Below are 23,671 nucleotides of genomic sequence, written 5' to 3' on the forward strand. Positions count from 1 at the left end.
CAAAGGTTTTATTTCACACCACCCATCCAATTTTTAATTGGTTTGTATAATACAATCATTACCAAGCCCGAAACTGCTCCGATTAAGAATACTTGATGAAATAAATCTGGCATGGCTGCTACGTTGCTTTCATCAAAATTACCTGCAAATAAACCTGCAATTAAATTACCTAGTGCGGCACCAACAAACCATAACCCCATTAACTGGCTGTAATATTTTTTAGGAGCTAACTTAGTATAAGAACTTAAACCCACTGGACTTATACATAATTCACCAAGGGTGTGGAACATATAAGTAATGCCTAGCCAACCAAGACCAGCCATAGAGCCGTCTAATACTCTTTTGGCCGCTAAATACATGACAAAAAAGCCTAAACCCATTTGTAAGAGTCCTAAACCAAATTTAACGGGTACAGCAGGATTCAAGTTTTTACTATTCAAATATACCCATAAGAAACCCATTGGTGCTGAGAAAATCAGGATAAACATTGAATTAGCATTTTGAAGCCATGAAGCAGGAAGTTGCATTCCTAAGAAATTACGGTCGGTGTGGCGGTCGGCAAAAATAGTTAGGGTAGTAGAGGCTTGCTCAAATCCTGACCAAAAAATTGAAATGCCAATAAATAAAATAAAAAGTACCCCCACTCTTTTCTTTTCAACAACGGTAAGAGAGGAATCTAAAAAACCAATATAAGCAAAGTAAAGAATGGTAATCGTAACGATGATGTATTTCATGTATTGTGCTAAAGAAATACTATCTAAAATGCCTGATACTAATAATACTCCAACTAATAAAAGTGCTGCAATCACTACATATAAATAGGTTAGCGATGATTTTTGTAATGGAGGATTCCCCACTTCTTTAAGATATTTTCCATTTACTCTAAAATTTATAACTCCAAAAAGCATGGCAAAAGCGGCAGCTCCAAAACCATAGTGCCAACCAACTTTTTCACCTAGATAACCTACGATAAACATCCCTAAAAATGCTCCGAGGTTAATACCTAAATAGAATATAGAAAAACCAGCATCTCTTTTGGCTCCGCCTTCTGGATACAATTCGCCAACAATTGAACTTATATTGGCTTTTAATAAGCCAGTTCCAATAGCAACGGTGGCTAAGCCCAAGAAAAATATTTCGTTTGAACCTGGAATGGCTAAAATTAAGTGTCCACACATAATACAAATGGCACCATACCAAATTGCTTTCTTTTGTCCTAAGATATTATCAGCAATCCATCCACCGGGTAATGTAAGAAGATATACAGAAGCCATGTAGAGGCCCATAATTGCTCCACCAGTTTTTTCGGGGAGCCCCAAAGCTCCTTCTTGAACGCCTTTAGTTAGGTATAAAAATAAGATGGCACGCATTCCATAGTAGGAAAAACGCTCCCACATTTCGGTGAGAAACAATACCATCAAGCCCATTGGATGGCCAAAAAAATTCTTTTCTTGCATGTAAGGTTTAGTTTATTTGGTTAGAATAATTTATCAAGTGTATGCCAAAAGTAATGCCTATTTATCGAATATTCCAAATCTTGCTGCAATCACTAACGCTTAAAAGTATAAAAATATATGAAAATGTGTAATTATATTATTGAAAAATAAAAAAGGTGATACAAATTCTATTGTATCACCTTTCTAGTAATTCTAAGTAAATAACAGTTTTAATTTTGATGGATTTAGATTCTTGCGGAATCTTACATGTATTTTAAATCATTGTTGATTTTTAACTTAATAATATGAAGAGCATCTAAAATCTTAATTAATGGATACGTTGGGTCGAACTCATGCCATTTGAATCCAAAATTTGCTCTTCCGCCATATTTATGGTGGTTATTATGATATGATTCTCCCATCATTAATAAATCGAGTGGTAGAAGGTTTTTGGCAGTATCATCAACCTCAAAATTTACATAACCATATCGGTGGGCATACCAGTTGATAATTACACCATGAATAGGTCCCATTAAATAATGAATCGGCAATAGTAGGAACATCCACCAAGCGGTTGCAAATTTTATGTAAAAGAGCGTGTATAATACTCCCCAAGCGAGTCGGCAAATCCATAAGTCTCCAAGCCATTCCATAAATTTCCAATTCGGGACACCCTTTTTAAATTTTGCCTCTACTGAATCTTGGTTATGCAAAATTCTATTATAAATCAATCTAGTTTTCCACATCATATCAAGGATTCCCTTTGAATAACTTGGTGAATGTGGGTCTTCTTCAGTGTCTGCGTGTGCATGATGCAATCGATGCATGATACCGTAGGCTCTCGGACTTAAAAAAGAAGAGCCTTGGGCAATAAACGTAAGTATGTAAAATACTTTCTCCCACGATTTGCTCATCGTAAACATTTGATGCGAAGCATAGCGATGAAGAAAGAAGGTTTGCATTAATATTGAGAAATACCAGTGCAATACAAAAAAACCTAAAATAATCATTTGATAATTCTATTTGTAACAATTGAGCTACAAAATTAGTACGGACTTTAGAGTCAAATTATGATATACGTCAGGTTTTATGTATTCTTCTGCAATATTGTTGCATTTTTTTTGATTGGTTTTTCTTGTGTTTTTCTAATATTTTCTCTCTCAACTTTTAAATAATTTATTACTGAATGATACTGAATTTCAATTTGCTTTCTGTGCCAATGTATTTCATATCAAATTTTAGAGTCTTTTTTAAGACTTTCTTCTTTGATTTGAATACAAAATGTCATAGTTAAAAATTGTATTATTTTAATAAATTAAAATTTTAAGCGAAATTTCGCTAAAAATATTTGTTTCGCATTTTTTTGTTAAATACATTTGTGCTATGATTCGCTCATAAAACCAAAACATGACTAAACAAGAAACACTTGCAATGCCTGTTGGCGTAACCTTAGACCGCTTCATTAAGCGTCAGCAGAGTGCTATGCCATTTGCCTCGGGAGAATTATCTCAGTTATTGAGAGATATTGCCCTTGCAGGAAAAATTATCAATCGTGAAATAAACCGTGCAGGTTTAGTTGATATAACAGGAGCTTTTGGAAGCCAAAATGTACAGGGAGAAGAGCAACAAAAACTTGATGTAGTAGCTGATATCCGCTTTTTAAGAGCATTGAAGAATGGGGGTGAAGTGTGTGCAATAATTACTGAAGAATCAGATGAAATTATTTATACCGACAACGATGAAGGGAAATATGTTGTAGCCATTGACCCACTCGATGGTTCGTCGAATATTGATGTGAATGTTTCTATTGGAACTATTTTTTCAATTTATCGACGTACAAGTCCAATCGGTACTCGGGCTACATTGGAAGACTTTATGCAAGGAGGCAGAAACCAAGTAGCGGCAGGTTATATTCTTTATGGCTCTTCAACTATTTTGGTTTATACAACCGGACAAGGCGTAAATGCTTTTACTTATGAAAATTCTTTAGGCGAGTTTTTCCTTTCGCACAAAGACATTGTAAGTCCAGAAAATGGAGCTATTTACTCCGTAAATGAAGGTAATTATAATGATTTTGTGAGTGGTGCAAGAGCATATATTGTGAATTGCAGAATGAAAGAATATTCGGGTAGATATATTGGTTCATTAGTTGGTGATTTTCACAGGAATTTATTGAAGGGGGGCATTTATTTATATCCAGCATCAAAAAAGTATCCAAAAGGTAAGCTTAGATTGCTATATGAGTGTTATCCATTGGCATTTTTAGCCGAACAAGCAGGTGCTACATCGACCGATGGTTATCAGAATGTGTTAGATATAGAACCTAATTCTTTACACCAAAGAAGTCCATTTTATGTGGGTGCTAAAGAAATGGTTAATGAGTTATTACTTCATTTTTAAATGTTTTTAAGTGAAAGAAACTTCTATTGAATTACTGATAATCAGCTAATTGTATGATTAATGTCATGTCAAAAGAAGTTTAAAGTTTGTTATTTAGTTGTCAATTACACTTCATCAATATAAAAACTAAAATAATGGAACTTTTAACAGAAGTTGCTCCAACAAAATTAGCTTTAAAAGCTAAACAAGTATTTTTTAATCTAAGCCCAGCTGAGCTGATAGAAGCCGCCATTATAAATGGGGAAGGTGTACTTACTGACACAGGGGCTTTGATGTGCGATACTGGAAAATTTACAGGTCGTTCGCCCAAAGATAAGTTTTTGGTTTGCGATGAAAAAACTGAAAATACCGTTTGGTGGGGAGATGTAAATTTTAAGTTTTCGCCCGAAAAATTTGATGCTTTACTCAATAAAATGCTCGTATTCCTTGAAGAAAAGCGAGTTTATGTTCGTCAAGCATTTGCTGGAGCAAATTCTCAGTATCGTTTAAGTCTCGAAATAATCAATACTCAGGCATGGCATAATTTATTCTGCAATAATATGTTTATTCGTCCAACTCAAAATGAATTGGAAAACTTTAATGCAGATTTTACTATAATTTGTATTCCTGAATTTGAGGCAGACCCTGCCGTTGATGGAACTCGTCAAGCAAACTTTACGATAGTTGATATGAGTCGTCGTATATTGCTTATCGGTGGAACTGGATATGCCGGAGAAATGAAAAAGGGAATTTTTACTGTACTCAACTATTTATTACCACAGGAAAATGAGGTTTTATCGATGCATTGCTCTGCAAATATTGGTGAGCAAGGAGATACTGCAATTTTCTTTGGTTTATCAGGAACAGGAAAAACAACACTCTCGGCAGACCCTAATCGAGGTTTGATTGGCGATGACGAACATGGGTGGTCGGAAACTGGTGTCTTTAACTTTGAGGGTGGTTGCTATGCAAAGGTAATAGACCTGAGCCGTGAAAAAGAACCTGAGATTTTTGATGCCGTTCGCTATGGCTCTATTGTTGAAAATACAAGATTCATTAATGGAACTCGTACTGTAGATTACCACAATAATTCAGTCACAGAAAATACACGTACGGCATATCCAATTCATTATATTCCGAATGCTGTTGAGCCTTCGCTCGGAGGAATTCCAAAAAATATCTTTTTCCTTACTTATGATGCTTTTGGGGTTTTACCTCCCATTTCAAAACTGACAGTTGGACAAGCGATGTATCATTTCATTTCTGGATATACCTCTAAAGTAGCAGGTACAGAAATGGGTGTGAAGGAGCCACAAGCAACATTTTCGGCTTGTTTTGGAGCAGCATTTTTGCCACTTCATCCAACTAAATATGCTTCTTTATTGGGTGAGAAAATTCACCATAATAAAGTAAATGTGTGGTTGATTAATACAGGTATGACAGGCGGAAGTTATGGTACTGGTACTCGTATGAAATTATCGAATACAAGAGCGATGATTACGGCCGCTTTAAACGGTGATTTAAGTAAAGTTTCTTATACAAGGCACCCAATTTTTGGAGTGATGATTCCTGAAAATTGCCCGTATGTTGTTTCAGAAATCTTGAATCCAAGAAGCACTTGGGCAGATAAAGAGGCTTATGATGCCACAGCCCAAAAATTGGCCGATATGTTTGAACAGAATTTCAAAAAATACGCAGACTTTGCCGATGATGAAATTTTAGCAGGAGCACCAGTCAATTAAAAATGCAATAGAAAATGTTTTAAGGTTAAATAAATGCGATGCTGATAGACTCAGTAGGTTAGAAAAAATAAGTATTAAGGTTGAATAGATTTTAATTTTGCTTAGAATCTAAGGTTAAAATGCCCTGCTAATAGCGGGGCTTTTTTTGTTTGATACTTTATTAAGTTTGCAGTTTTAATTTTTTCATTTTATACATAATCTTTATATTGCGGTGTACTTCTGTATTTAATCAAAAATCAACCAAAAACTATGAAAATATTTATCCCTGTGTTATTGCTATTTATTGGGGTGAGCTCATTCATGTCAATGAGTAAATCATCAGAAACAGTTCAAGTAAAAACTGTATTGAAAGATACACTTATGCTTGACCGTGAAAAATATATTACAAAACTCAAAGATTCTTTAAAAGGAAAAGAGTCGATGGTAGCTGATTCAGTCTTTAAAAATATTAAATCTCTAAAAGGGAAATCGGTTGAACAAGTATTGAGCATCATGAATAACTGGGGCCATGCTTTAGGTGTAACTTGTAAGTTTTGTCATGATGTAAATGATTGGACTTCAGAAAAGAGCCGTAATCACTTACGTACAAGAGAAATGATTGTGATGAACGACCGCCTAAATCGTGAATTGCTTTCTCAGATGAAAGGCTTCCGTCAGCCAGTTACAATGGGTTGTATTTCTTGTCATAATGAAATGAAAGAACCCCCACACGATGGTCCACGCCCGCAAGGCCCACGCCAACGCCCTGAAGGTGCAAAAAATTAATATATTTCGATAATAAATTAATATTTGCTTATAAATTTCCAGACGTGATAGAATAAACTCTATCACGTTTTTTTGTACTAAATATTTAAGGATTAGTCAATTTTGAAAAAAAACTATGAAAATAGTTTTAAAACTAAAAACTTAGTTATATATTTACATCAGGAAAATTTACCAAGAAAATGGAATTAAGAGAATTAACACGTGCCGAAGAAGAAGTCATGCAAATTATGTGGGAAATAGAGCCAGTCTTTGTGAAAGATATTTTGGAATATTTCCCAGAGCCTAAACCTGCCTATAATACAGTTTCAACGATTGTCAGAATTTTGGAGCAAAAAGGTTTTGTTGGGCACAAGGCATACGGCAAAACGCACCAATATTACTCCCTTATAAGTAAAGAACAATATAAATCTTTTGCTACCGGCAAATTGATGGAGAGTTATTTTGAAAACTCAGTAGAGGAAATGTTTTCGTTTTTTGTGCGTGAAAAAAAGATTGATATGAAAGAGGCCGATGAAATTCTAAAAATGATTGATAAAATGAAAAACTCTAATCAATAGTTAGCGTTGGTAGACTTTAGAATTAAGCCCTTTCTGCTGAAAATTTTATATTTCTATGATATAGACAAGTAAGTTCTTGTTGATTATAAACTATTTATCAAATTAGTATATCAATTTTTTATTCCAACTCTTTCTTAAAAATAAATTATGAAAAAGCTATTCTCAATTTTTGTATTTGGCTTAATCGCCAATTTCGTGCAAGCACAAAATATAGAACCCGTTTATGAAAAAGTTGATGCCATGGCCGAATTTCCGGGAGGTATAACTGAAATGATTAATTTTATTGGTCAGAATCTGAAATACCCCAAGCCCGCCGCTCGTGCCAATGTAACAGGGAAAGTATTTGTCAAGATGATTATCGAGAAAGATGGTTCTATTTCATCTCCCAAAATCGTAAAGGGTATTGGTTTTGGTTGCGATGAAGAAGTAATGCGTGTCGTTGGATTGATGCCTAAATGGTCAGCTGCTCGATTAGATGGTAAAGTAGTTAGATCTTCAATGGTAATGCCCGTAATGTTTGCTTTAGACCATAAAAAATCAAAATGAAACCATAGAGTCTTTGATTGAAAGGCTATATAGTTTACAAATTCTCCGCAGACTATGGATTTCTTACATTATCTTATTCAAGTAAATATTTACTTGGCACTGTTCTATGGTTTTTACAAGCTGTGGCTTGCAAACGAAACCTTTTATAATCTCAATCGTGCATTTTTGGTTGGGTCGGCAGTTTTAAGTTTTGGTATTCCGTTTTGGTACTCAGATTACATCCAATCTTTGTTTATCACGCAGCAGGTGAATGTCGTTTTTTATACGATTCTTAGCCCGGCGGTTTTAAAATCTAAGCCTTCTCATGAAAACCCATTTACTTGGTATGATTTAATAAGAATTGCCTATCTGATTTGTACTATCTTCCTGACTTTCAAGTTATTATTCAATTTCCTGAAACTTAATAGTCTTTTAAAAGATACCGATAATCACTCAAAATTTGGAGCTGGTTTTTCATTCTTTAATTATGTTTTTGTGGATAAAGACCTACAAAAACATGAGGTTGTAATGGAGCATGAATACGTACACATTCGGCAGTTACATTCTGCTGATGTAGTATTGTTTGAAATCATTGCGGTATTGTGTTGGTTTAACCCTGTGGTTTACTTATATAAAAAATCAATTAAGCACATTCATGAGTTCATTGCCGATGATATTGCTTGCCGATTAGAACCTTCGAAGGCTGACTATGCTATGTTATTATTTTCTCAGCAATTTGGACTAAATCAAAACCAACTTACGAATCAATTCATTGATAAATCAACCCTCAAAAGAAGAATCGAAATGTTAAATAAGCCCCGCTCTCGTAAAATTGCTTTGTTAAAATACGGACTTACCGCACCACTTTTTGCTTTAATGCTGGTCATTGCTTCGGCTAGCATTGCTAAAAATCAGGAAATCAGAATGGTGAGTGATTTAGTTAATACAACCGAGAAAGTTTCAATAACAGAATCGCCAATCGAACCTTTAAAGTTGATACTTACTAATAAAGAAACACCTATTAAAGGTAATGTTATTTCAGCTGAATCAGGAAAACCATTGGTTGGAGTGGCAGTTATTATTAAAGGAAAAAATAAAGGAACAATTACCGATGATAATGGAAATTATACCATTCAAGCAACTGCTAATGATGAGTTAGTTTTTAGTTTGGTAGGTTTTGAAAATACTACTGTTGCCGTTGCTGATAAAAAAGAAATTAATGTAAAGTTAAGTTCGGGTAGCCAAGTAAGTATGGAAGGTAGGGTGCAGGCCCTAAGTGAAATTGTTGTAGCAGGTTTTAAACCAAATGAAGATGCCGCTGGTGAAGAAGTTTTTACAACCGTTGAAGAAAATCCGTCTTTCCCCGGAGGACTTGATGAATTATACAAGAATATTGCAAGAAACTTACGCTATCCTGAGCCAGCACGTCGTGCCAATGTACAGGGTAAAGTGTTTGTAAAGTTTATTGTCCGAAAAGACGGTTCTGTATCAGACCTCAAGGTGTTAAAAGGTATTGGTTTTGGCTGTGATGAAGAAACAATTAGAGTTATAGGGTCTTTACCGAAATGGAATCCCGGAAAACAAAATGGTGTTTCTGTAAATGTATATTTTACTATGCCAATTAGTTTTGTGCTTGAAGGCGGAAAAAATAACATAGCCAATAAAAACGATTTCCCTTATGAGAAATTAATCATTATTGAAGATGGAATCACAAAGACATTAACAGATAAAGAGGAGATTCGTTTAGAGAATGAGCGTTTGAAAAAAAATATTGATGCCCATGAAATTTCGATTAATTCGATTGAAAAAAGTATGACTATAAGGGTTAAAGGTAATCCTAGTGAAGTTCTTCCTTTGTATATCATTGATGGAAAAGTTGCGAGTAAAACTGAGTTGTCAAAAATTAACCCTGATGATATAGCCAGTGTTGATGTTTTGAAAAATGCTTCATCTACGGCAGTATATGGCGAAAAAGGAGCAAATGGCGTAGTAGTAATAACCTCAAAAAAAGCGGTTCTCGCGAAAGAAGAACAAAACTTTACAATTAAAGGTCGCCAACTTTATACCATAAAAATTGGTAATAAACGCCAAATTGTAAATGCGAAAACGGCTAATGATTATTCACCAGAGCGGATTATGCAGGTAAATGTAGTCAAGCAAAATGAAATAAAAAGTCGTAAAGGTCAATTAAACGAATTTGAGCAAAAAGTTATCAAAGAAGGTTATGATGGTTGGGTTGATATTTGGTTGAGAGAACAATAAATAACAACTATTTAATATGAACTGAGTTTATGAAGTACAAATGACTTAAATTTGAATTTCATAAACTCAGTTTTTTATTTGAATATGTCGATTATTAAAGATTTAGAAGGATCTTATACTTGGCTCGATTTTACCGCCAATAATCAAGAATTAGATGATGTTGATTTGACTAATACTGCAGTTTTTTCAAAATATGTATTTAATAAAATAGCAGAATCTAGAGCAAAGTTTGGTGTGGGCGGATATATGGAGCATCGGGTAATTTATCGTCGCTCTGAACACTTTTCAGATGGTCGGATTTTTGGTCAAGTACAATCCGAACCTCGTTGTATTCACTTAGGAATTGATATTTGGGCTTCTGCCGAAACACCTATTTTCGCTCCGTTCGATGGTGTTATTCATAGCTTTCAGAATAACGATAATTTCGGAGATTATGGTCCAACGATTATTTTAGAGCATAAGCAAGTTTTTAATTTTACCAATCATAAAACTTTATATACGCTTTACGGGCATTTGAGCCTTGATTCGCTTGATGGTTTATATGAAGGGAAAGAAATAAAATCAGGCGAAGCTTTTGCAAAGATTGGGAATTACCCAATCAATGGAGATTGGCCCCCACATTTACATTTTCAAGTAATGACCGATATGCTAGGAATGAAAGGCGATTTTGCGGGTGTTTGTGCTATGTCAGAGCAAGAGAAATATCAACAAATATGCTTAGACCCTAATTTTATTTTAGGACTTAAATAAAACTACAATTAATTGAAAAATCGGTGCGGTGGTTGAGCGAAGCCGAACGGTAGTTGAGTGAAGCCGAACGGTGGTTGAGCGAAGTCGAACGGTGGTTGAGCGAAGTCGAACGGTGGTTGAGCGAAGTCGAACGGTGGTTGAGCGAAGTCGAAACCATCGCACCAATATTTTTGCAAGTAGCTTCGGCTTCGCTTAGCTATCGACCGATATGTGCATTTAATTAACTCAGCTATCTAGGTATTTTGTATTTACTTTTTAAATTACCGTTATCTAAATCATATTTAAAGACAAAAATCGGTGGTTGAGCAAAGTCGAAACCACCGATTTTTAAAATGAGCTACCGCTTTATTTTTAGCCTTTATAGAAAATCCATTTGCCAATTTCTTTGAAAGTAGCTTTTTTGCCGTACATCAAAATACCTACACGGTAAATTTTTGCAGCTAACCAAACCATTCCTAAAGTACCAGCCACGAGTAAAGTCATTGAAAGAATTAATTCCCAAGGCTCTACACCAAACGGAAGACGTGCCATCATCGTGATTGGAGATGTAAACGGAATAATAGAAGCCCAGAATAATAACTTGTTATCAGCTTGTCCGGCAGTCATGAGACCAATCATATAGCCTGCTAATAAGGGCAACATGACCGGAAACATAAATTGTTGAGTATCAGTTTCGTTATCTACCGCAGAACCAATTGCACCATAAACTGATGCATAAAATAGATAGCCAAACAAGAAGTAGAATAAGAAACATCCAATAATTAATGGAATATTTAAGCCTTTAGCACTTTCTAAAAACTTCATTACTTTATTGGCATCAGTTGGCGTTTGCTCCATCTTTTTAGCTACTTTATCTTTTTCTTTTTGTGGCATATCTGCCATTTGTTCCTGAGCTGCTTTGGCGATTTGCTGAGAAGGTAGAAGAGATGAACTAATGGTTGTTAAGGCAAATGTAAGGGTAATCCAAAGGGCGAATTGCGTTAGTCCAACGAGTCCAACACCTAAAATCTTTCCTAACATCAACTGGAAAGGCTTCACTGAAGAAATAATTACCTCAATAATACGATTGGTTTTTTCTTCAATTACACCTCTCATTACTTGCATTCCAAAGCCTAATACTGTTGAAAACATCAAAATAACTGTTACAAACCCTAATACCGTAGAAGCAAGCGTATTTTGTTCTTTTTGTTCACCTTCTTTGCTTACAACTACCACCTTCGATGAAACATTTACATCTGCGTCTTCAAGTACTTTTTGGTCGATTCCAGCACGAGCAAGTTTTACGTTTCGTATTTCGTTTTGAATGGTATTTTCAATTTTTGATTGTAATTCAAAGCCTACACCTTTACCTGTAAAGATTTTTAGGCTTTTAGGGTCTTCGATAATATTTGTTGGAATAAGGGCTACAATATCAATTTTCTTTTGATTGAGTTGAGCCATGGCTGAATCAAGGGGAAGCTTCGAAAATTGAAACTTGACTTTCTCCGAATCCTTGAACTTTTGAGTAAAAACATCACTTTCATCAAGAATCATTACTTTTTGCAGTTCACGAGAATTAAATACTCCCCAAAAAAGTAAAGCATAAAAACCAGAGATGAGTAATGGCATGAGAAGAGTCATTATCCAAAACGACTTTTTCTTGATTCGTACCAAGTATTCTCGGCGAAGAACGAGTAATATATTTTTCATGTGTATAGAATATTTTTAGTATAGTGGTATAAAACCACTATTTAGATTAGTCAATAGTTTCGTTTACAACCATTTTGAAAATACTATTCATCGTCGGAATGTTTTCACCGAACGAACGTACTTCAACTTGTTCAATTAACTGCTTAATCAATTGATTAGAAGGTACATTTGGTTTAAGTTTAATGGTTGATTCCTTGAAGTTATCACTAATAATTTTAGTGTCTAGAATTTCGAAATCTTCATTGTTTGTGGTCAAATCTCCCCAATAACGAGCTTGATACGTGTGTGTTTTGAATCTTTCTTTAATTTCATTTTTTTCACCATCAAGCACTTTTTGCGATTTGTTGATGAGAGCAATGTGGTCGCAAAGTTCTTCAACTGATTCCATTCGGTGAGTAGAGAAGATAATGGTTGAGCCTTTTTCTTTCAACTCTAAAATTTCGTTCTTAATTAAATCGGCATTAATTGGGTCAAATCCAGAGAATGGCTCATCTAGGATAATGAGTTGAGGCTCATGTAAAACCGTCGCCACAAATTGAATTTTCTGTTGCATACCCTTAGAAAGGTCTTCTACATTTTTAGTCCACCACGATTTAATATCGAATTTAATGAACCATTCTTTAAGTTTTTCGAGGGCTTGTTTTTCAGAAAGACCTTTAAGTTGTGCTAAATAAAGTAATTGCTCACCAACTTTCATCTTTTTGTATAGCCCTCTTTCTTCTGGTAAATAACCAATTTCTTTGATGTGCTTAGGAGCGAGTTTTTCTCCATCAAAAAGCACATAGCCTTCATCGGGGCCTGTAATTTGGTTGATAATACGAATAAGCGAGGTTTTTCCAGCACCATTAGGTCCAAGAAGACCAAAAATTACTCCTTTGGGAATATTGATGCTTACATTGTCGAGTGCAGTGTGTTGCGAGTAACGCTTCACAACATTGTGAACTTCTAAAATATTATTCACGGTTGGTTTATGTTTGGTTTAGTTGATTCAAATATACTTGGATAGTAAGAGATTCGAAAAAAATATATACGAAAGGATTTTTTTTTGAATAAATGGCTAAAAATCAATTATGTTGTAGATTGATTCATATCGTTGCTTGAAATATTATTATTATTATTTGATAATTTCTCGCAGAATCATTTACTTACAAACGTATTTTTCAAAACTTTCATGTTTCTTTGTACTTCAAATTAGAAACAGGCGTTGATTAGCCAATCCACGGTGAATAAACAAAAATTATGTACTCATAACCTATGGTAGATAAGTTAAGAAATATTTTAGAGAGTATCAGTACTAAAACTAGTAATGCATGGTGGTGGATTTTGGATAAAATTTACCTCTTTCTTTGTAAAGCTTTTGGTAAAGAACGAGTAGAAAAAGTATTCGTTAAGTTCAATCAACAAGTTGATGAGGCTAGGAGTTACTTTGTATCAAAATTTGATACTGACGGAAATTATTACCCAATAATTTCTAAGATTTACAAAATTACCTTAAAGGTTGTTGCAGGGGTTTTAATCTATTTGTTTTGTATTGAAACAAATTTTTTATGGCTTTGTGGTAGAATGCCAAGTATTGAGCAATTGACAAACCCAAAGATTTCTCAGTCTTCAGCCATCTTTACTGCTGATGGAGTAGAAATTGGTAAGTTCTTTACCGAAAATCGAAAAACCATTGATTCTGCTCAAATGTCACCTTGGTTGTTCAAGGCTTTGATTGCCACTGAAGATAAACGTTTTTACGAGCACTCAGGAATTGATTTGCAATCAATGGCTGGTGTGGCTGTAGGTATTTTTAAAGGAGGTGAACGTGGTGGAGGAAGTACCGTTTCTCAACAATTAGCCAAAAACCTTTATAGTACTCGTAAGAGTGAAATGAAGGGGCTACTCTACTATATTCCAGTTGTAAAAACTTTGGTTTACAAGACAAAAGAATGGTTGACAGCCATTCGTCTGGAGCGAAATTTTACGAAAGGAGAAATACTTACAATGTATTTGAATACGGTTGATTATGGAAATAATGCGTATGGTATTCGAACCGCTGCTAAAACATATTTTAATAAAGAGCCAATCAACCTTTTGCCTGAAGAAGCTGCCATTTTGGTTGGTTTGCAAAAGGGTACTACACTTTATAACCCTATTCGGAATCCAAAAAATGCTCTGAAACGCCGAAATACGGTATTGCAGTTGATGGCTAGTAATGGTTCATTGTCGCAAGATGAAGCAGATAAATTATCTAAGACAGAGATTAAGCTCGATGTAAATATGGAAGATGCCTCTGATGGGCAAGGCAATTATTTTAAGGTAGCTTTGGCAAAATTTATCGAAAATTGGGCTAAGACTAATGAAGTTGACTTAGATTTATATCGTGATGGCTTAAAGATTTATACAACCATTGATTCGAGAATGCAGACTCATGCCGAAACTGCTGTTTCGAGCCACATGAAACGTTTGCAAAAGATTTTCGACCAAGAATGGAAGGGCCGAAATCCTTGGACTTATGAAAATGGACAAGAAATTCCTGGATTCTTAGATACAGTTGCTAAGCGTACGCCTATGTACAAACGATTGGTTAAGAAATTTAAAAATAATCCTGATTCTGTTCATTATTATATGTATGAAAAGAAAAAGCCTGTTAAGGTGTTCAGTTGGGAAGGTGAAAAAGAATTAATGTTGAGCCCAGTAGATTCTATAAACTATTATAAACGTTTCTTGCAAACGGGAATGATGGCCATGGATCCATACACTGGTTTTATCAAAGCTTGGGTAGGAGGTATCAACTACGATTATTTTAAATACGACCACGTAAAGCAAGGGCGTCGTCAACCAGGTTCAACTTTCAAACCGATTCTTTATACAGCAGCCATTGATGGACCATTGAATCTTTCTCCTTGTGACCGTCGCACTGACCAACCGTTTAAGAAAGAATGGGTAGAGAATGGCGAACCAAAGGTTTGGGAACCTAAAAATGCCGATGGTGTTTTCACTTATTCAGAGATGACGCTTCGTCGAGCAATTGCTCGTTCGGTTAACTCAGTTGCAGCACAATTAGCCGATGAAGTTGGCCCAAGAACAATTGTAAATTATGCACGTAAAATGGGTATTACTGCTCCTCTTGAGCCAGTTTTATCATTGGGTATTGGGACTTCCGATGTTTCGCTTTATGAAATGGTGGCAGCATACGGTATTTTCCTAAATGAAGGGCAATACACCGAGCCAATGCTCGTTTTTAAGATTGAAGATGCTAAAGGGAAAGTATTATTTGAGTTTGAAACTAAACATCGTGAGGCAATTAAGGCAGAATCAGCGTACTTGATGCAGTATATGTTGCGTGGTGGTGTCGAAGAGCCGGGCGGAACTTCTCAAGGATTATTTGAATATTGCAGTGCTTTATTTGGTAATGCTGGACAAGCCGCTGGAAAAACAGGTACTACTTCTAATTATTCTGATGCTTGGTATATTGGTTTTACTAAAGATTTGATATGTGGTGTTTGGGTTGGAGGTGATGACCGTAGTATTCACTTCCGAAGCCGAATGGGTGAAGGTTCTAGGTCTGCTTTGCCAATTTTTGGTAAATTTATGCAGAGCGTATATACCGATAAAAAGTTAGGGTATAGTCCCGGCCCTTTTCCTAAACCAGGCATAAAGATTACAAAGGAATACCAAGGATGTGTTTCAATTGGCGGAATTGATGCGGAAGGAGACTCTACCGCTTTAATGGGTGATTCTTCAAGTATTATTGAAAATGTTGAGCGTTTACCTTCAGTTGAGCCGATTAAACGAGATACAACGATTGATAATCGTTAAGATATTTTATTATTGATAGTATTTGATTTTGTTTTAAGTGGTTGATTATTAGGGCTTTATGGGTGATTTTTTATTCATAAAATAATAATCAACCACTTATTTTTTTATCCAATACAACTATTTTGAACATTTTGTGGTCATTGCTATAAAATGCTTCATTTTAAACCCTTTTAGTTAATTATGAATTTGAAATTACCTATCCGCACCTCAACTATTCGTTTAACTGGAAAGAAAAAAGTAAATCCAGCAGATGTATTATTTTTAAAAGCAGATGTAAATTATACAGAGGTATTTTTGCAAGGTGGAGAAACATTAGTTGTTTCGAAAACATTGAAAGAACTTGAAAAACGTTTTAGCCCTTTTGATTTCTTCCGTACGCATAAATCTTACATGGTAAACCTCAAACACGTGGTTGGTTATCAGATTCATGATGGCCTAATGGTGAAATTAGATGAACAGTATAATGTTAATCTTTCACGACGTAGAAAAGAAGAATTCCTTAAATCATTCCATAATTTACCAAGAAACTAACCTGAAAATGAAGGGTACTGGTTTAGAGATCGTCCAGTACCCTTTATGATTAACTGGTATGGTCAGAAACAATCAACCATTTTCCGTTGATTTTTTTGAGTATAAGCGTAAAATACCCACCAATATCACCCTTTTCAGGGCGTGTTAAATGCCACTTTCCCAAGACCCAGCAAGTGGTTTTTGAATGAAAATCAGTTTTCTGAATATCAAACTTCAAAGTCCCCATTGTCGCACGGTCTGGATAACTTTTATGATAGCGGTCTAATGTAGCTTTCCAACCGTAAACAACCCCTTTAGAACCAATAAACATCAATGAGTCTGATTTCCAATAATCTTCCATAAAAGCTTCAATATTGCCCTTGTTCCAATTATCATTTTGGCGAGCTAAGACTTTCAAAACTTCTTGACGCTCATTAGGAGCCTGTCCGAAACTTACTTGTGCTGAAAGTAGCAAACATAAAATAAGGTATTTGTATTTCATGGGTCTTTTGTTTGATAAGATGTCTTCTCCGTACTGTATTTTTTTTTATATCTTTGCACGAAAGCATAAATCTATTAAATTTTCGTGAATAAACAAGCAATTTGGTTTATTGTAAATCCGATTTCGGGTGGCAAAAATGCTCATCAAACTATCGTTAAACTAATTGATAATCAGTTAGATAAAAAAATATATCAACCAGTAGTCCGATATACTGAATATGCAGGTCATGCTACAAAAATTGCTGCGGAAGGCGTAGAAAATGGTGTTGAGATTATTGTTGCCATTGGTGGAGATGGAACGGTCAATGAGGTTGGAAAGGCCTTAATTCATACAAAAACATCTTTAGGAATCATTCCAACTGGCTCTGGCAATGGATTAGCTCGTGAATTAGGTATACCCATGAAGGCCGCCGATGCCATCGCTTCTCTGAATACACCCATTACTAAAATAATTGATGTATGTAAAGTGAATGATATTCCTTTTTTTTGTACTGCGGGTGTGGGATTTGACGCTCATTGTGCCGAAGTTTTTTCTCGAAAAAAAGGTAGAGGTATGTTAAATTATGTAAAGGTTGGCTTTAATGAGTTTTGGAAATATAAGCCTTTAAGATGTGTTTTTGCCGCCGAAAATTATGAGGTCTTTAGTGTTACTTTCGGTAATGCGAGTCAATTTGGGAATAATGCGTATATAACACCTACTGCGAAGATAGACGATGGACTTATTGATTGTACGATTGTGCATCAGCCATCAGCTTTTCAGGCCATGGACTTGATTTCTAAGCTTTTTAATGGGAATATTCTTTCATCAAATTTGACGGAGAATTATCAAGGTACTAAATTCAAGCTTTCTTGCGAAGATAATTTTTTGATTCATTATGATGGTGAACCAATGAGACTTTCAACGAATGAGCTTACAATCAGCATTTTAGAAAAGTGTTTAAAAGTTATGATATGAAAAATAAGAAGCATAAAGCGGGTACTCCGCAAGGAATAGTGTATTCTACAAACCCTGATTTTGAATTTAATTTTGGCGATGACGAGGAAGTTGAAACATTAGCAGCTAATCAACAGAATTTAAAAATATGGCTTGATAGAAAGGGTGGGAATAAAATAGTGAGTAGGATTGATGGTTTTATCGGTAAAGATGAAGATTTACAAGCTTTAAGAAAAAAATTACAAAACCTTTGCGGAAGTGGCGGAACTGCCAAAGATGGAGAAATATTATTGCAGGGAGACCATCGAGATAAAATTCTTATCTTTCTCCAAAAAGAAGGTTATAAAGCAAAAAAAGCAGGTGGGTGATTATTATACTGAGAAATTTAAAGCATGAAAGAGCATCAAATCAAAATAGAGCGAACTGCACGTTATTATACACTTGGAGAATTGAATGAAAACACCAAAACCATTTGGTTTGTGGTGCATGGTTATGGACAGCTTTCGCAATTTTTCATCAAAAAATTTGCCTCAATTCTAAGTGATACTACCTTTATTGTCGCACCTGAGGCACCTTCGAGGTTTTATTTAGATAGTGAATTTAAAAGAGTGGGTTCTTCTTGGATGACACGTGAGTTGCGTCTAACAGAAATAGAAGAGAATAATGATTACCTCAATTCGCTTTATATACATTTGTTAAAAGACCATGATTTAAGTAAAATTGAAGTAAATATTTTAGGTTTCTCACAAGGTTGTGCAACTGTTTGTAGATGGATAAATACAGATAAGATAAAATGTAACCGTCTTTTGCTTTGGGCTGGATTTTTCAGTAATGGTATCAGAGAAGTTATTGAACCAGAAAAGCTGAAAGGTATTGATACTTATTATATTTATGGTGATAAAGATGAGTTTTTAGTTGCCTATCCCGAAATCTCGGAGCAATTTAGAGCTTCGATGATTAAAGATATTAATCCCAAGGTTGTATGTTTCGAAGGAAAACATACGGTTGATGAACCAACTTTAAAATCGATTGTTGCTAATTTTTAATGAGACTTACAGCATCTCCGATTTTAATTTTACCACTTTTGATTACCATACACGTAATGCCACCATGTCCACGCATGGCGTTATAACCGCCAGTGCCAAGATTTTGCTCCATTCGGCTGCATGGATGGCAATAACCTGTCATTTTTAGAATTGCATCGCCAATTTTAAACTCTAAATTATTAAGTGCTAATAAATTAAGTCCTGAGACAACAATATTTCTACGAAGCAAAGAAGGGTCAATATTTTCTTTCTTTAATATTTTACTGACAGCCTCAATGTGTTCAGCTTGAATTATGGTTACTTGGCGTTTTTTATTACTTCCTCTGTATCTATCGCCTTCAATTCCTTGTTTTTCAGAAACACTGATTTCATCAACGACTACTATTTCCCCACGAGAAGTTGGGCCAGGGCGAAAACTTAGCCATTCAACTTTACCATCATGTGGAAAAGTCTGCATCAATTCATTAATTTCCATGATTTATTCGGTGGGAAAATTATAAATTTATTATTCTTAACATCCTTTTTACAGGTTGGAAACCTGTCCTACAAATTTATAAGTGTGGAGTGTCAAATTTTTGTTTTTCAAAGGCATTGCAGAATGCTTTCAAATTACATTCAAAGCATTTGGGTGTACGAGCTACACAAATATATCTACCGTGAAGTATCAGCCAATGATGAGCCACTGCAATTTTATCCTTAGGAATATGTTTAATTAATTCTTTCTCAACCAAAAGGGGAGTTTTAGCAGTTTTAGGTACTAAGCCTAAACGATGTGAAGTACGAAACACATGTGTATCAACTGCCATCGCTGGTTGATTGAAGATAATTGATACGATTACATTGGCGGTTTTTCGGCCAACACCAGGCATTTTTTGTAAATCTTCAATCGTATTAGGTACTTCAGAATTGAAATCATTAACCAAAATACGAGCCATTCCAACCAGATGTTTTGACTTATTGTTTGGATAACTCACGCTTCGAATATACTCAAAAACCTCTTCAGCATTTGAAGTTGCCAAACTCTCTGGCGTTGGAAAACGTTGAAATAGTTTTTCTGTTACTATGTTCACACGTTTATCAGTACACTGAGCAGATAAAATCACTGCCACCAATAATTCAAAAGGATTTGAATAATTTAATTCAGTTTGGGCTTCTGGATAATTCGTACTAAAGTATTCTACTAATGCCTTGTATCGTTCTTTTTTCTGCATTGGCTAATGTAAAAGGAGATAATTTCCTCAGTAATATTGCGAATTATTTTAAGTTTTTACGACGGTTTCTTTGGAAATCTTCTAAAACAAAACCCCCTAAACCATTTAAGCCACTATAATAGGCTCTTCCATTATTTACTTGGGTAAATTGTTGAACAAATTGTTTTAGATATGGGTCGGAAGCAATCATAAATGTCGTAATTGGAATCTCAAGTCGGCGTGCTTGGGCTGCGATTGTCAAGGTTTTATTGACAATTTTTCGGTCGAGGCCAAAACTATTCTTGTAGTATCTAATTCCTTCCTTTAAGCAAGTCGGTTTTCCATCAGTAATCATAAATACTTGCTTGTTTTTGGTTTTTCTTCTACGCAATAAATCCATGGCTAATTCTAAGCCAGCAACAGTATTGGTATGATAAGGGCCAACTTCAAGGTAGGGAATATCTTTCAACTGAATTTGCCAAGCATCATTGCCAAAAACTAAAATATCAAGCGTATCTTTTGGATATTTAGTGCGAATGAGTTCGGCTAAAGCTAAAGCTACTTTTTTAGCAGGGGTAATTCTATCTTCTCCATATAAAATCATTGAATGTGAAATGTCAATCATCAAAACCGTTGAGGTTTGGATTTTTGACTCACGGTCAACAACTTCTAAATCGCTTTCAAGTAGCATAAAATCATCAATGCCACCATTGATTTGGGCATTTTTCAAAGATTCAGTCATGGAAATTTGATCGAGTGTATCGCCAAATTGAAAGGAACGAATATCACTGCTTAGTTCATCTCCAGTGCCTGTATATGGGGTATGGTGAGTGCCGCTACTTTTACTGCGTTTGAGTTTACCAAAAATTTCATCGAGCGATTGTTTCCTGATACTTTGCTCGCTTTTAGCGGTCATTTTAAACTCGCCTGATTCAGTTTCTTCAGAAATATAGCCTTTTTTCTTCAAATCATCAATGAAATTGGCCATACCATACTCATCGTTTGTGAGTTGATATTGACGGTCGAGGTCACTCATATAAGCCAAAGCTTGACTTACATCACCGGCCGTAATTAAAAGTAGTTGTTGGAAGATATTAAGCAATTGCTCAAATTTATTACCTCCCTTCATTTCAGGTTTGAATTCAGAAAAACGAAAGCCTTTCATATCGTATGCTTAAATTATATATGATGTAAACGATATTTTTTACTTTAAAGTTTGAGGTAAATTAAAAAAAGACCCCTAAAATTAAGGGGTCTTTCAGAGATATTTTAATTATATTTATTGAAGCATAGAAATCCAATAATTTTTATTCTACCGCTAATCTTACTAATTCAGCAGTATTTTTAACATCTGTTTTACGTAAAATATTTGCTCGATGATTTGAAACCGTACGAACACTCAGTGAAAGTTTATCAGCAATTTCCTGACTACTTAGTCCTTCTGTGATGTATTTCAAGATTTCACGTTCTTTTTTCGAAATCTTAGTAAATAGACTGGTATTTTTAAGTTTTGGAGTTGTTTTTTGTTTTCTTTGAGCTAAAAGTCCATCAATAATCATGGCCGAAACGGTAGGAGGGAAGTATTTATTGCCCTGCGAAACACTACTTAAAGCCTTCAGTATTTCTTCCTTACTGGTATCTTTCAATAAATACCCCATTGCACCATTTTCGACCGATGTGACCATGTATTCTGGGTTATTATGCATCGAAAATATAAGCGACTTGGTATTTGGGTATTTTTCTGAAAGAATTTTAGCAACTTCAAAACCTGACATCTGTGGCATCGTAAGGTCAAGAAGCACAATGTTAGGTTTGAGATTCTTTACTTTTTCGATAGCTTCTAGGCCATCTGATGCCTCACCAATAATATCAATGTAAGACTCTTCTTCAAGTAAATTCTGAATCCCCTTTCGCACTACGGCGTGGTCATCTACGATTAGTAATTTAATGGTGGCTGTCATTTGTTTCTCAAGTGTTTGGTGTATGTATTACTTATTGGCTTTTAGTATTGTATTGTTTAATTGATAGTCTAACTTTGGGCAAAATAGCTTATAAATCAATTATTGTAAGGGAATTTTTATGAAAATATTGGTCCCCTTGTTCAGTTCCGATTGAATTTTGATGGAACCATTTAATAGTCTTACTCGGGTTTGTAAATTTCCAATTCCGTTTCCCATACTTTTATTCTTTTTTCGTTTTTTCAAATCAAAGCCTTTGCCATCATCAATAATTGATAGTGTTATATATTTATTCTTTTCACTAGCTAAATTGATAGTTACGTTACTCGCTTGGGCATGCTTGATAATATTATTGAGTGCTTCCTGTGTAATTCTGTAAAGGTTATTTTCAATTTTATTAGCAATCCTAATATCATCAACTAAGTTATTGAATGAAACTTTAAAACTGGCTCCTTTAGCTGTGCGTTCAACCAAAATTCTGATAGCCGATGCAAGACCGAAATCAGTCAGTACGGCAGGCATAAGGTCAAACGAAACACTTCGAGTCGCTTCTATTGTTTCATCAATAAGTTTTTGGTGTTCTTCAAAAGATTTTCGCTGTTTATCATTTAAAAAAGGTAGATTCTTCAAATGTTCGCTATCTAGTTTTAAACCAGTTAGCATTTGCCCAATTCCATCATGCAACTCACGAGCCAGTCGTTTTCTTTCTTCCTCTTGCCCTTCTATCAATGCAGCGGCTCTCACATTATCTTCATGTCGTTGTAAAGCGAATTTTTCTTCGGTTGTACGTAATAACTCTTTTTGGGTTATAATGAGTTGTTCGTTTGTATCTCCGAGTTGTTGATTTTTTTGTTGTAATTCAATTTCAGAATTGCTTAGCCTTGTGATTACATCCGTCACATAATCAACTAAAGGTTTAAATATGAGGAATGCCTCTAAAACAAGCGTAATGACTGTAAGCCCAAATAAAATCAGTTCAATTTTTTTTACATACTTTACTCTTTGCTGAGCTTCCATATCATATTGTAAAACAATTTTATCCATTATTTTAAGAAACTGCCTTTCATTGCTTAGCATGTTTGATAAAATATCTGAAGAATGTTGTTTTTTATCTATTTGTATGGCTAGTGCATTTGAATGAATTACTTTGAAAATTGGCTCAATTTGTTCAAATAACTTATTTATTTGCTGACTATTTTTTATGTGATATGTTTTATCGAGTTGTAGCTGCCCTTGTTTCAAGCCATAATGACATTTTTGCCAGAGCTGTAATACTTCTTGAAAATCGGTTTTATAGAAACTTGCTTCCTTTGTAAATTGTTGTTGGTTGGTAAGTAATATGGCTATCTTGCATAAGCGTTGACTCAGCATACGTTGACGGCCCGCTAGATTCACAACGTGAGAGTCGTCAATAGATTCATTAAGCGATTTCTGTATCAGAAATTGTCCGAACAAAGATAATATGGCTACTACCAAAAGAGCAACCATGTATAACCTCGTAAGCCGCTTTGAAACTTGTATATCAAGATTTTGCATATTGAAAATATAAAGTTTTTTTTTTGAACTGGCAAGCCAATTTAGAAGTTCTTTATTATTTCAAAGTTTTTATACATTTTGTACTAT

General features: G+C 34.9%; 23 protein-coding genes. 12 read left to right on the forward strand and 11 right to left on the reverse strand.

All coding sequences use genetic code 11. The features are described 5' to 3' along the window. Positions 1-8: 8 nt before the first annotated feature. Positions 9-1,457, reverse strand: coding sequence for a peptide MFS transporter (locus EMTOL_RS14410; protein WP_015030039.1), 1,449 nt, complete (start codon positions 1,455-1,457; stop codon positions 9-11). A gap of 242 nt (positions 1,458-1,699) precedes the next feature. Then, entirely contained in the window at positions 1,700-2,446 is a 747-nt protein-coding gene (locus EMTOL_RS14415) for an acyl-CoA desaturase (RefSeq protein ID WP_015030040.1), read from the reverse strand. 397 nt (positions 2,447-2,843) lie between these two features. On the opposite strand from EMTOL_RS14415, the gene fbp reads away from it, so the two are divergent. The 7 genes from fbp (at position 2,844) to EMTOL_RS14450 (ending at position 10,416) form a co-directional block, all read left to right on the forward strand. Then, a complete protein-coding gene (fbp, locus tag EMTOL_RS14420) occupies positions 2,844-3,836 on the forward strand; it encodes a class 1 fructose-bisphosphatase (protein ID WP_015030041.1) in 993 nt (330 codons plus the stop codon). A 134-nt stretch (positions 3,837-3,970) separates the two neighbouring features. After that, entirely contained in the window at positions 3,971-5,557 is a 1,587-nt protein-coding gene (gene pckA / locus EMTOL_RS14425; protein ID WP_015030042.1) for a phosphoenolpyruvate carboxykinase (ATP), read from the forward strand. A 249-nt stretch (positions 5,558-5,806) separates the two neighbouring features. Then, entirely contained in the window at positions 5,807-6,322 is a 516-nt protein-coding gene (locus EMTOL_RS14430; protein ID WP_015030043.1) for a photosynthetic reaction center cytochrome c subunit family protein, read from the forward strand. A gap of 179 nt (positions 6,323-6,501) precedes the next feature. Next, on the forward strand, positions 6,502-6,879 hold the full coding sequence (locus EMTOL_RS14435) for a BlaI/MecI/CopY family transcriptional regulator (RefSeq protein ID WP_015030044.1): 378 nt from the start codon (positions 6,502-6,504) through the stop codon (positions 6,877-6,879). Positions 6,880-7,026: 147 nt separating this feature from the next. After that, positions 7,027-7,425 carry an energy transducer TonB gene (locus tag EMTOL_RS14440; RefSeq protein ID WP_015030045.1) on the forward strand — a complete coding sequence of 133 codons (399 nt, stop codon included), beginning with the start codon at positions 7,027-7,029 and terminating at the stop codon, positions 7,423-7,425. Between the two features lie 54 nt (positions 7,426-7,479). Next, a complete protein-coding gene (locus tag EMTOL_RS14445) occupies positions 7,480-9,666 on the forward strand; it encodes a M56 family metallopeptidase (RefSeq protein WP_015030046.1) in 2,187 nt (728 codons plus the stop codon). An 84-nt stretch (positions 9,667-9,750) separates the two neighbouring features. Then, positions 9,751-10,416, forward strand: coding sequence for a peptidoglycan DD-metalloendopeptidase family protein (locus tag EMTOL_RS14450; RefSeq protein WP_015030047.1), 666 nt, complete (start codon positions 9,751-9,753; stop codon positions 10,414-10,416). Here EMTOL_RS14450 and EMTOL_RS22470 read toward each other — a convergent pair. The 3 genes from EMTOL_RS22470 to EMTOL_RS14460 form a co-directional block, all read right to left on the reverse strand. Further along, the gene (locus tag EMTOL_RS22470) at positions 10,409-10,573 is read right to left on the reverse strand and encodes a hypothetical protein (protein ID WP_305953247.1); all 165 of its coding nucleotides are present in this window, start codon (positions 10,571-10,573) and stop codon (positions 10,409-10,411) included. The genes EMTOL_RS14450 and EMTOL_RS22470 overlap by 8 nt on opposite strands. A gap of 194 nt (positions 10,574-10,767) precedes the next feature. Then, a complete protein-coding gene (locus tag EMTOL_RS14455) occupies positions 10,768-12,105 on the reverse strand; it encodes an ABC transporter permease (RefSeq protein ID WP_015030048.1) in 1,338 nt (445 codons plus the stop codon). A gap of 46 nt (positions 12,106-12,151) precedes the next feature. Next, on the reverse strand, positions 12,152-13,066 hold the full coding sequence (locus EMTOL_RS14460; RefSeq protein WP_015030049.1) for an ABC transporter ATP-binding protein: 915 nt from the start codon (positions 13,064-13,066) through the stop codon (positions 12,152-12,154). A gap of 293 nt (positions 13,067-13,359) precedes the next feature. Between EMTOL_RS14460 and EMTOL_RS14465 the strand changes: the two genes are divergently transcribed. Both EMTOL_RS14465 and EMTOL_RS14470 read left to right on the forward strand, forming a co-directional pair. Continuing rightward, positions 13,360-15,909 carry a transglycosylase domain-containing protein gene (locus EMTOL_RS14465; protein ID WP_015030050.1) on the forward strand — a complete coding sequence of 850 codons (2,550 nt, stop codon included), beginning with the start codon at positions 13,360-13,362 and terminating at the stop codon, positions 15,907-15,909. 180 nt (positions 15,910-16,089) lie between these two features. Then, on the forward strand, positions 16,090-16,440 hold the full coding sequence (locus EMTOL_RS14470) for a LytR/AlgR family response regulator transcription factor (protein ID WP_015030051.1): 351 nt from the start codon (positions 16,090-16,092) through the stop codon (positions 16,438-16,440). 49 nt (positions 16,441-16,489) lie between these two features. Here the strand turns inward: EMTOL_RS14470 and EMTOL_RS14475 are convergent, their stop codons facing one another. Next, complete coding sequence (locus EMTOL_RS14475) at positions 16,490-16,921, reverse strand: YybH family protein (protein WP_015030052.1); 432 nt, start codon at positions 16,919-16,921, stop codon at positions 16,490-16,492. A gap of 84 nt (positions 16,922-17,005) precedes the next feature. On the opposite strand from EMTOL_RS14475, the gene EMTOL_RS14480 reads away from it, so the two are divergent. From EMTOL_RS14480 to EMTOL_RS14490, 3 genes are read left to right on the forward strand one after another with little or no spacing between them, the layout of a single operon-like run. Beyond that, positions 17,006-17,875 carry a diacylglycerol/lipid kinase family protein gene (locus EMTOL_RS14480; RefSeq protein ID WP_015030053.1) on the forward strand — a complete coding sequence of 290 codons (870 nt, stop codon included), beginning with the start codon at positions 17,006-17,008 and terminating at the stop codon, positions 17,873-17,875. Then, on the forward strand, positions 17,872-18,222 hold the full coding sequence (locus EMTOL_RS14485; protein ID WP_015030054.1) for a translation initiation factor: 351 nt from the start codon (positions 17,872-17,874) through the stop codon (positions 18,220-18,222). The genes EMTOL_RS14480 and EMTOL_RS14485 overlap by 4 nt, the downstream gene beginning before the upstream one ends. Before the next feature lie 24 nt (positions 18,223-18,246). Continuing rightward, positions 18,247-18,900 (forward strand): alpha/beta hydrolase, encoded by a 654-nt coding sequence (locus EMTOL_RS14490; protein ID WP_015030055.1) that lies wholly within the window; start codon positions 18,247-18,249, stop codon positions 18,898-18,900. On the opposite strand, the gene EMTOL_RS14495 is transcribed toward EMTOL_RS14490, so the two are convergent. The 5 genes from EMTOL_RS14495 to EMTOL_RS14515 form a co-directional block, all read right to left on the reverse strand. After that, the gene (locus tag EMTOL_RS14495) at positions 18,890-19,375 is read right to left on the reverse strand and encodes an MOSC domain-containing protein (RefSeq protein WP_015030056.1); all 486 of its coding nucleotides are present in this window, start codon (positions 19,373-19,375) and stop codon (positions 18,890-18,892) included. The two genes, EMTOL_RS14490 and EMTOL_RS14495, sit on opposite strands and share 11 nt — an antisense overlap. 76 nt (positions 19,376-19,451) lie before the next feature. Next, positions 19,452-20,111 (reverse strand): endonuclease III, encoded by a 660-nt coding sequence (gene nth, locus EMTOL_RS14500; RefSeq protein ID WP_015030057.1) that lies wholly within the window; start codon positions 20,109-20,111, stop codon positions 19,452-19,454. Positions 20,112-20,154: 43 nt separating this feature from the next. Further along, the gene (locus tag EMTOL_RS14505; RefSeq protein WP_015030058.1) at positions 20,155-21,255 is read right to left on the reverse strand and encodes a vWA domain-containing protein; all 1,101 of its coding nucleotides are present in this window, start codon (positions 21,253-21,255) and stop codon (positions 20,155-20,157) included. A 142-nt stretch (positions 21,256-21,397) separates the two neighbouring features. Then, entirely contained in the window at positions 21,398-22,051 is a 654-nt protein-coding gene (locus EMTOL_RS14510; protein ID WP_015030059.1) for a response regulator, read from the reverse strand. A 99-nt stretch (positions 22,052-22,150) separates the two neighbouring features. Next, positions 22,151-23,584, reverse strand: coding sequence for an ATP-binding protein (locus EMTOL_RS14515; protein WP_015030060.1), 1,434 nt, complete (start codon positions 23,582-23,584; stop codon positions 22,151-22,153). Positions 23,585-23,671: the final 87 nt, after the last annotated feature.

Origin of the sequence: Emticicia oligotrophica DSM 17448, assembly GCF_000263195.1 — a bacterium.
Lineage (GTDB): Bacteria > Bacteroidota > Bacteroidia > Cytophagales > Spirosomataceae > Emticicia > Emticicia oligotrophica.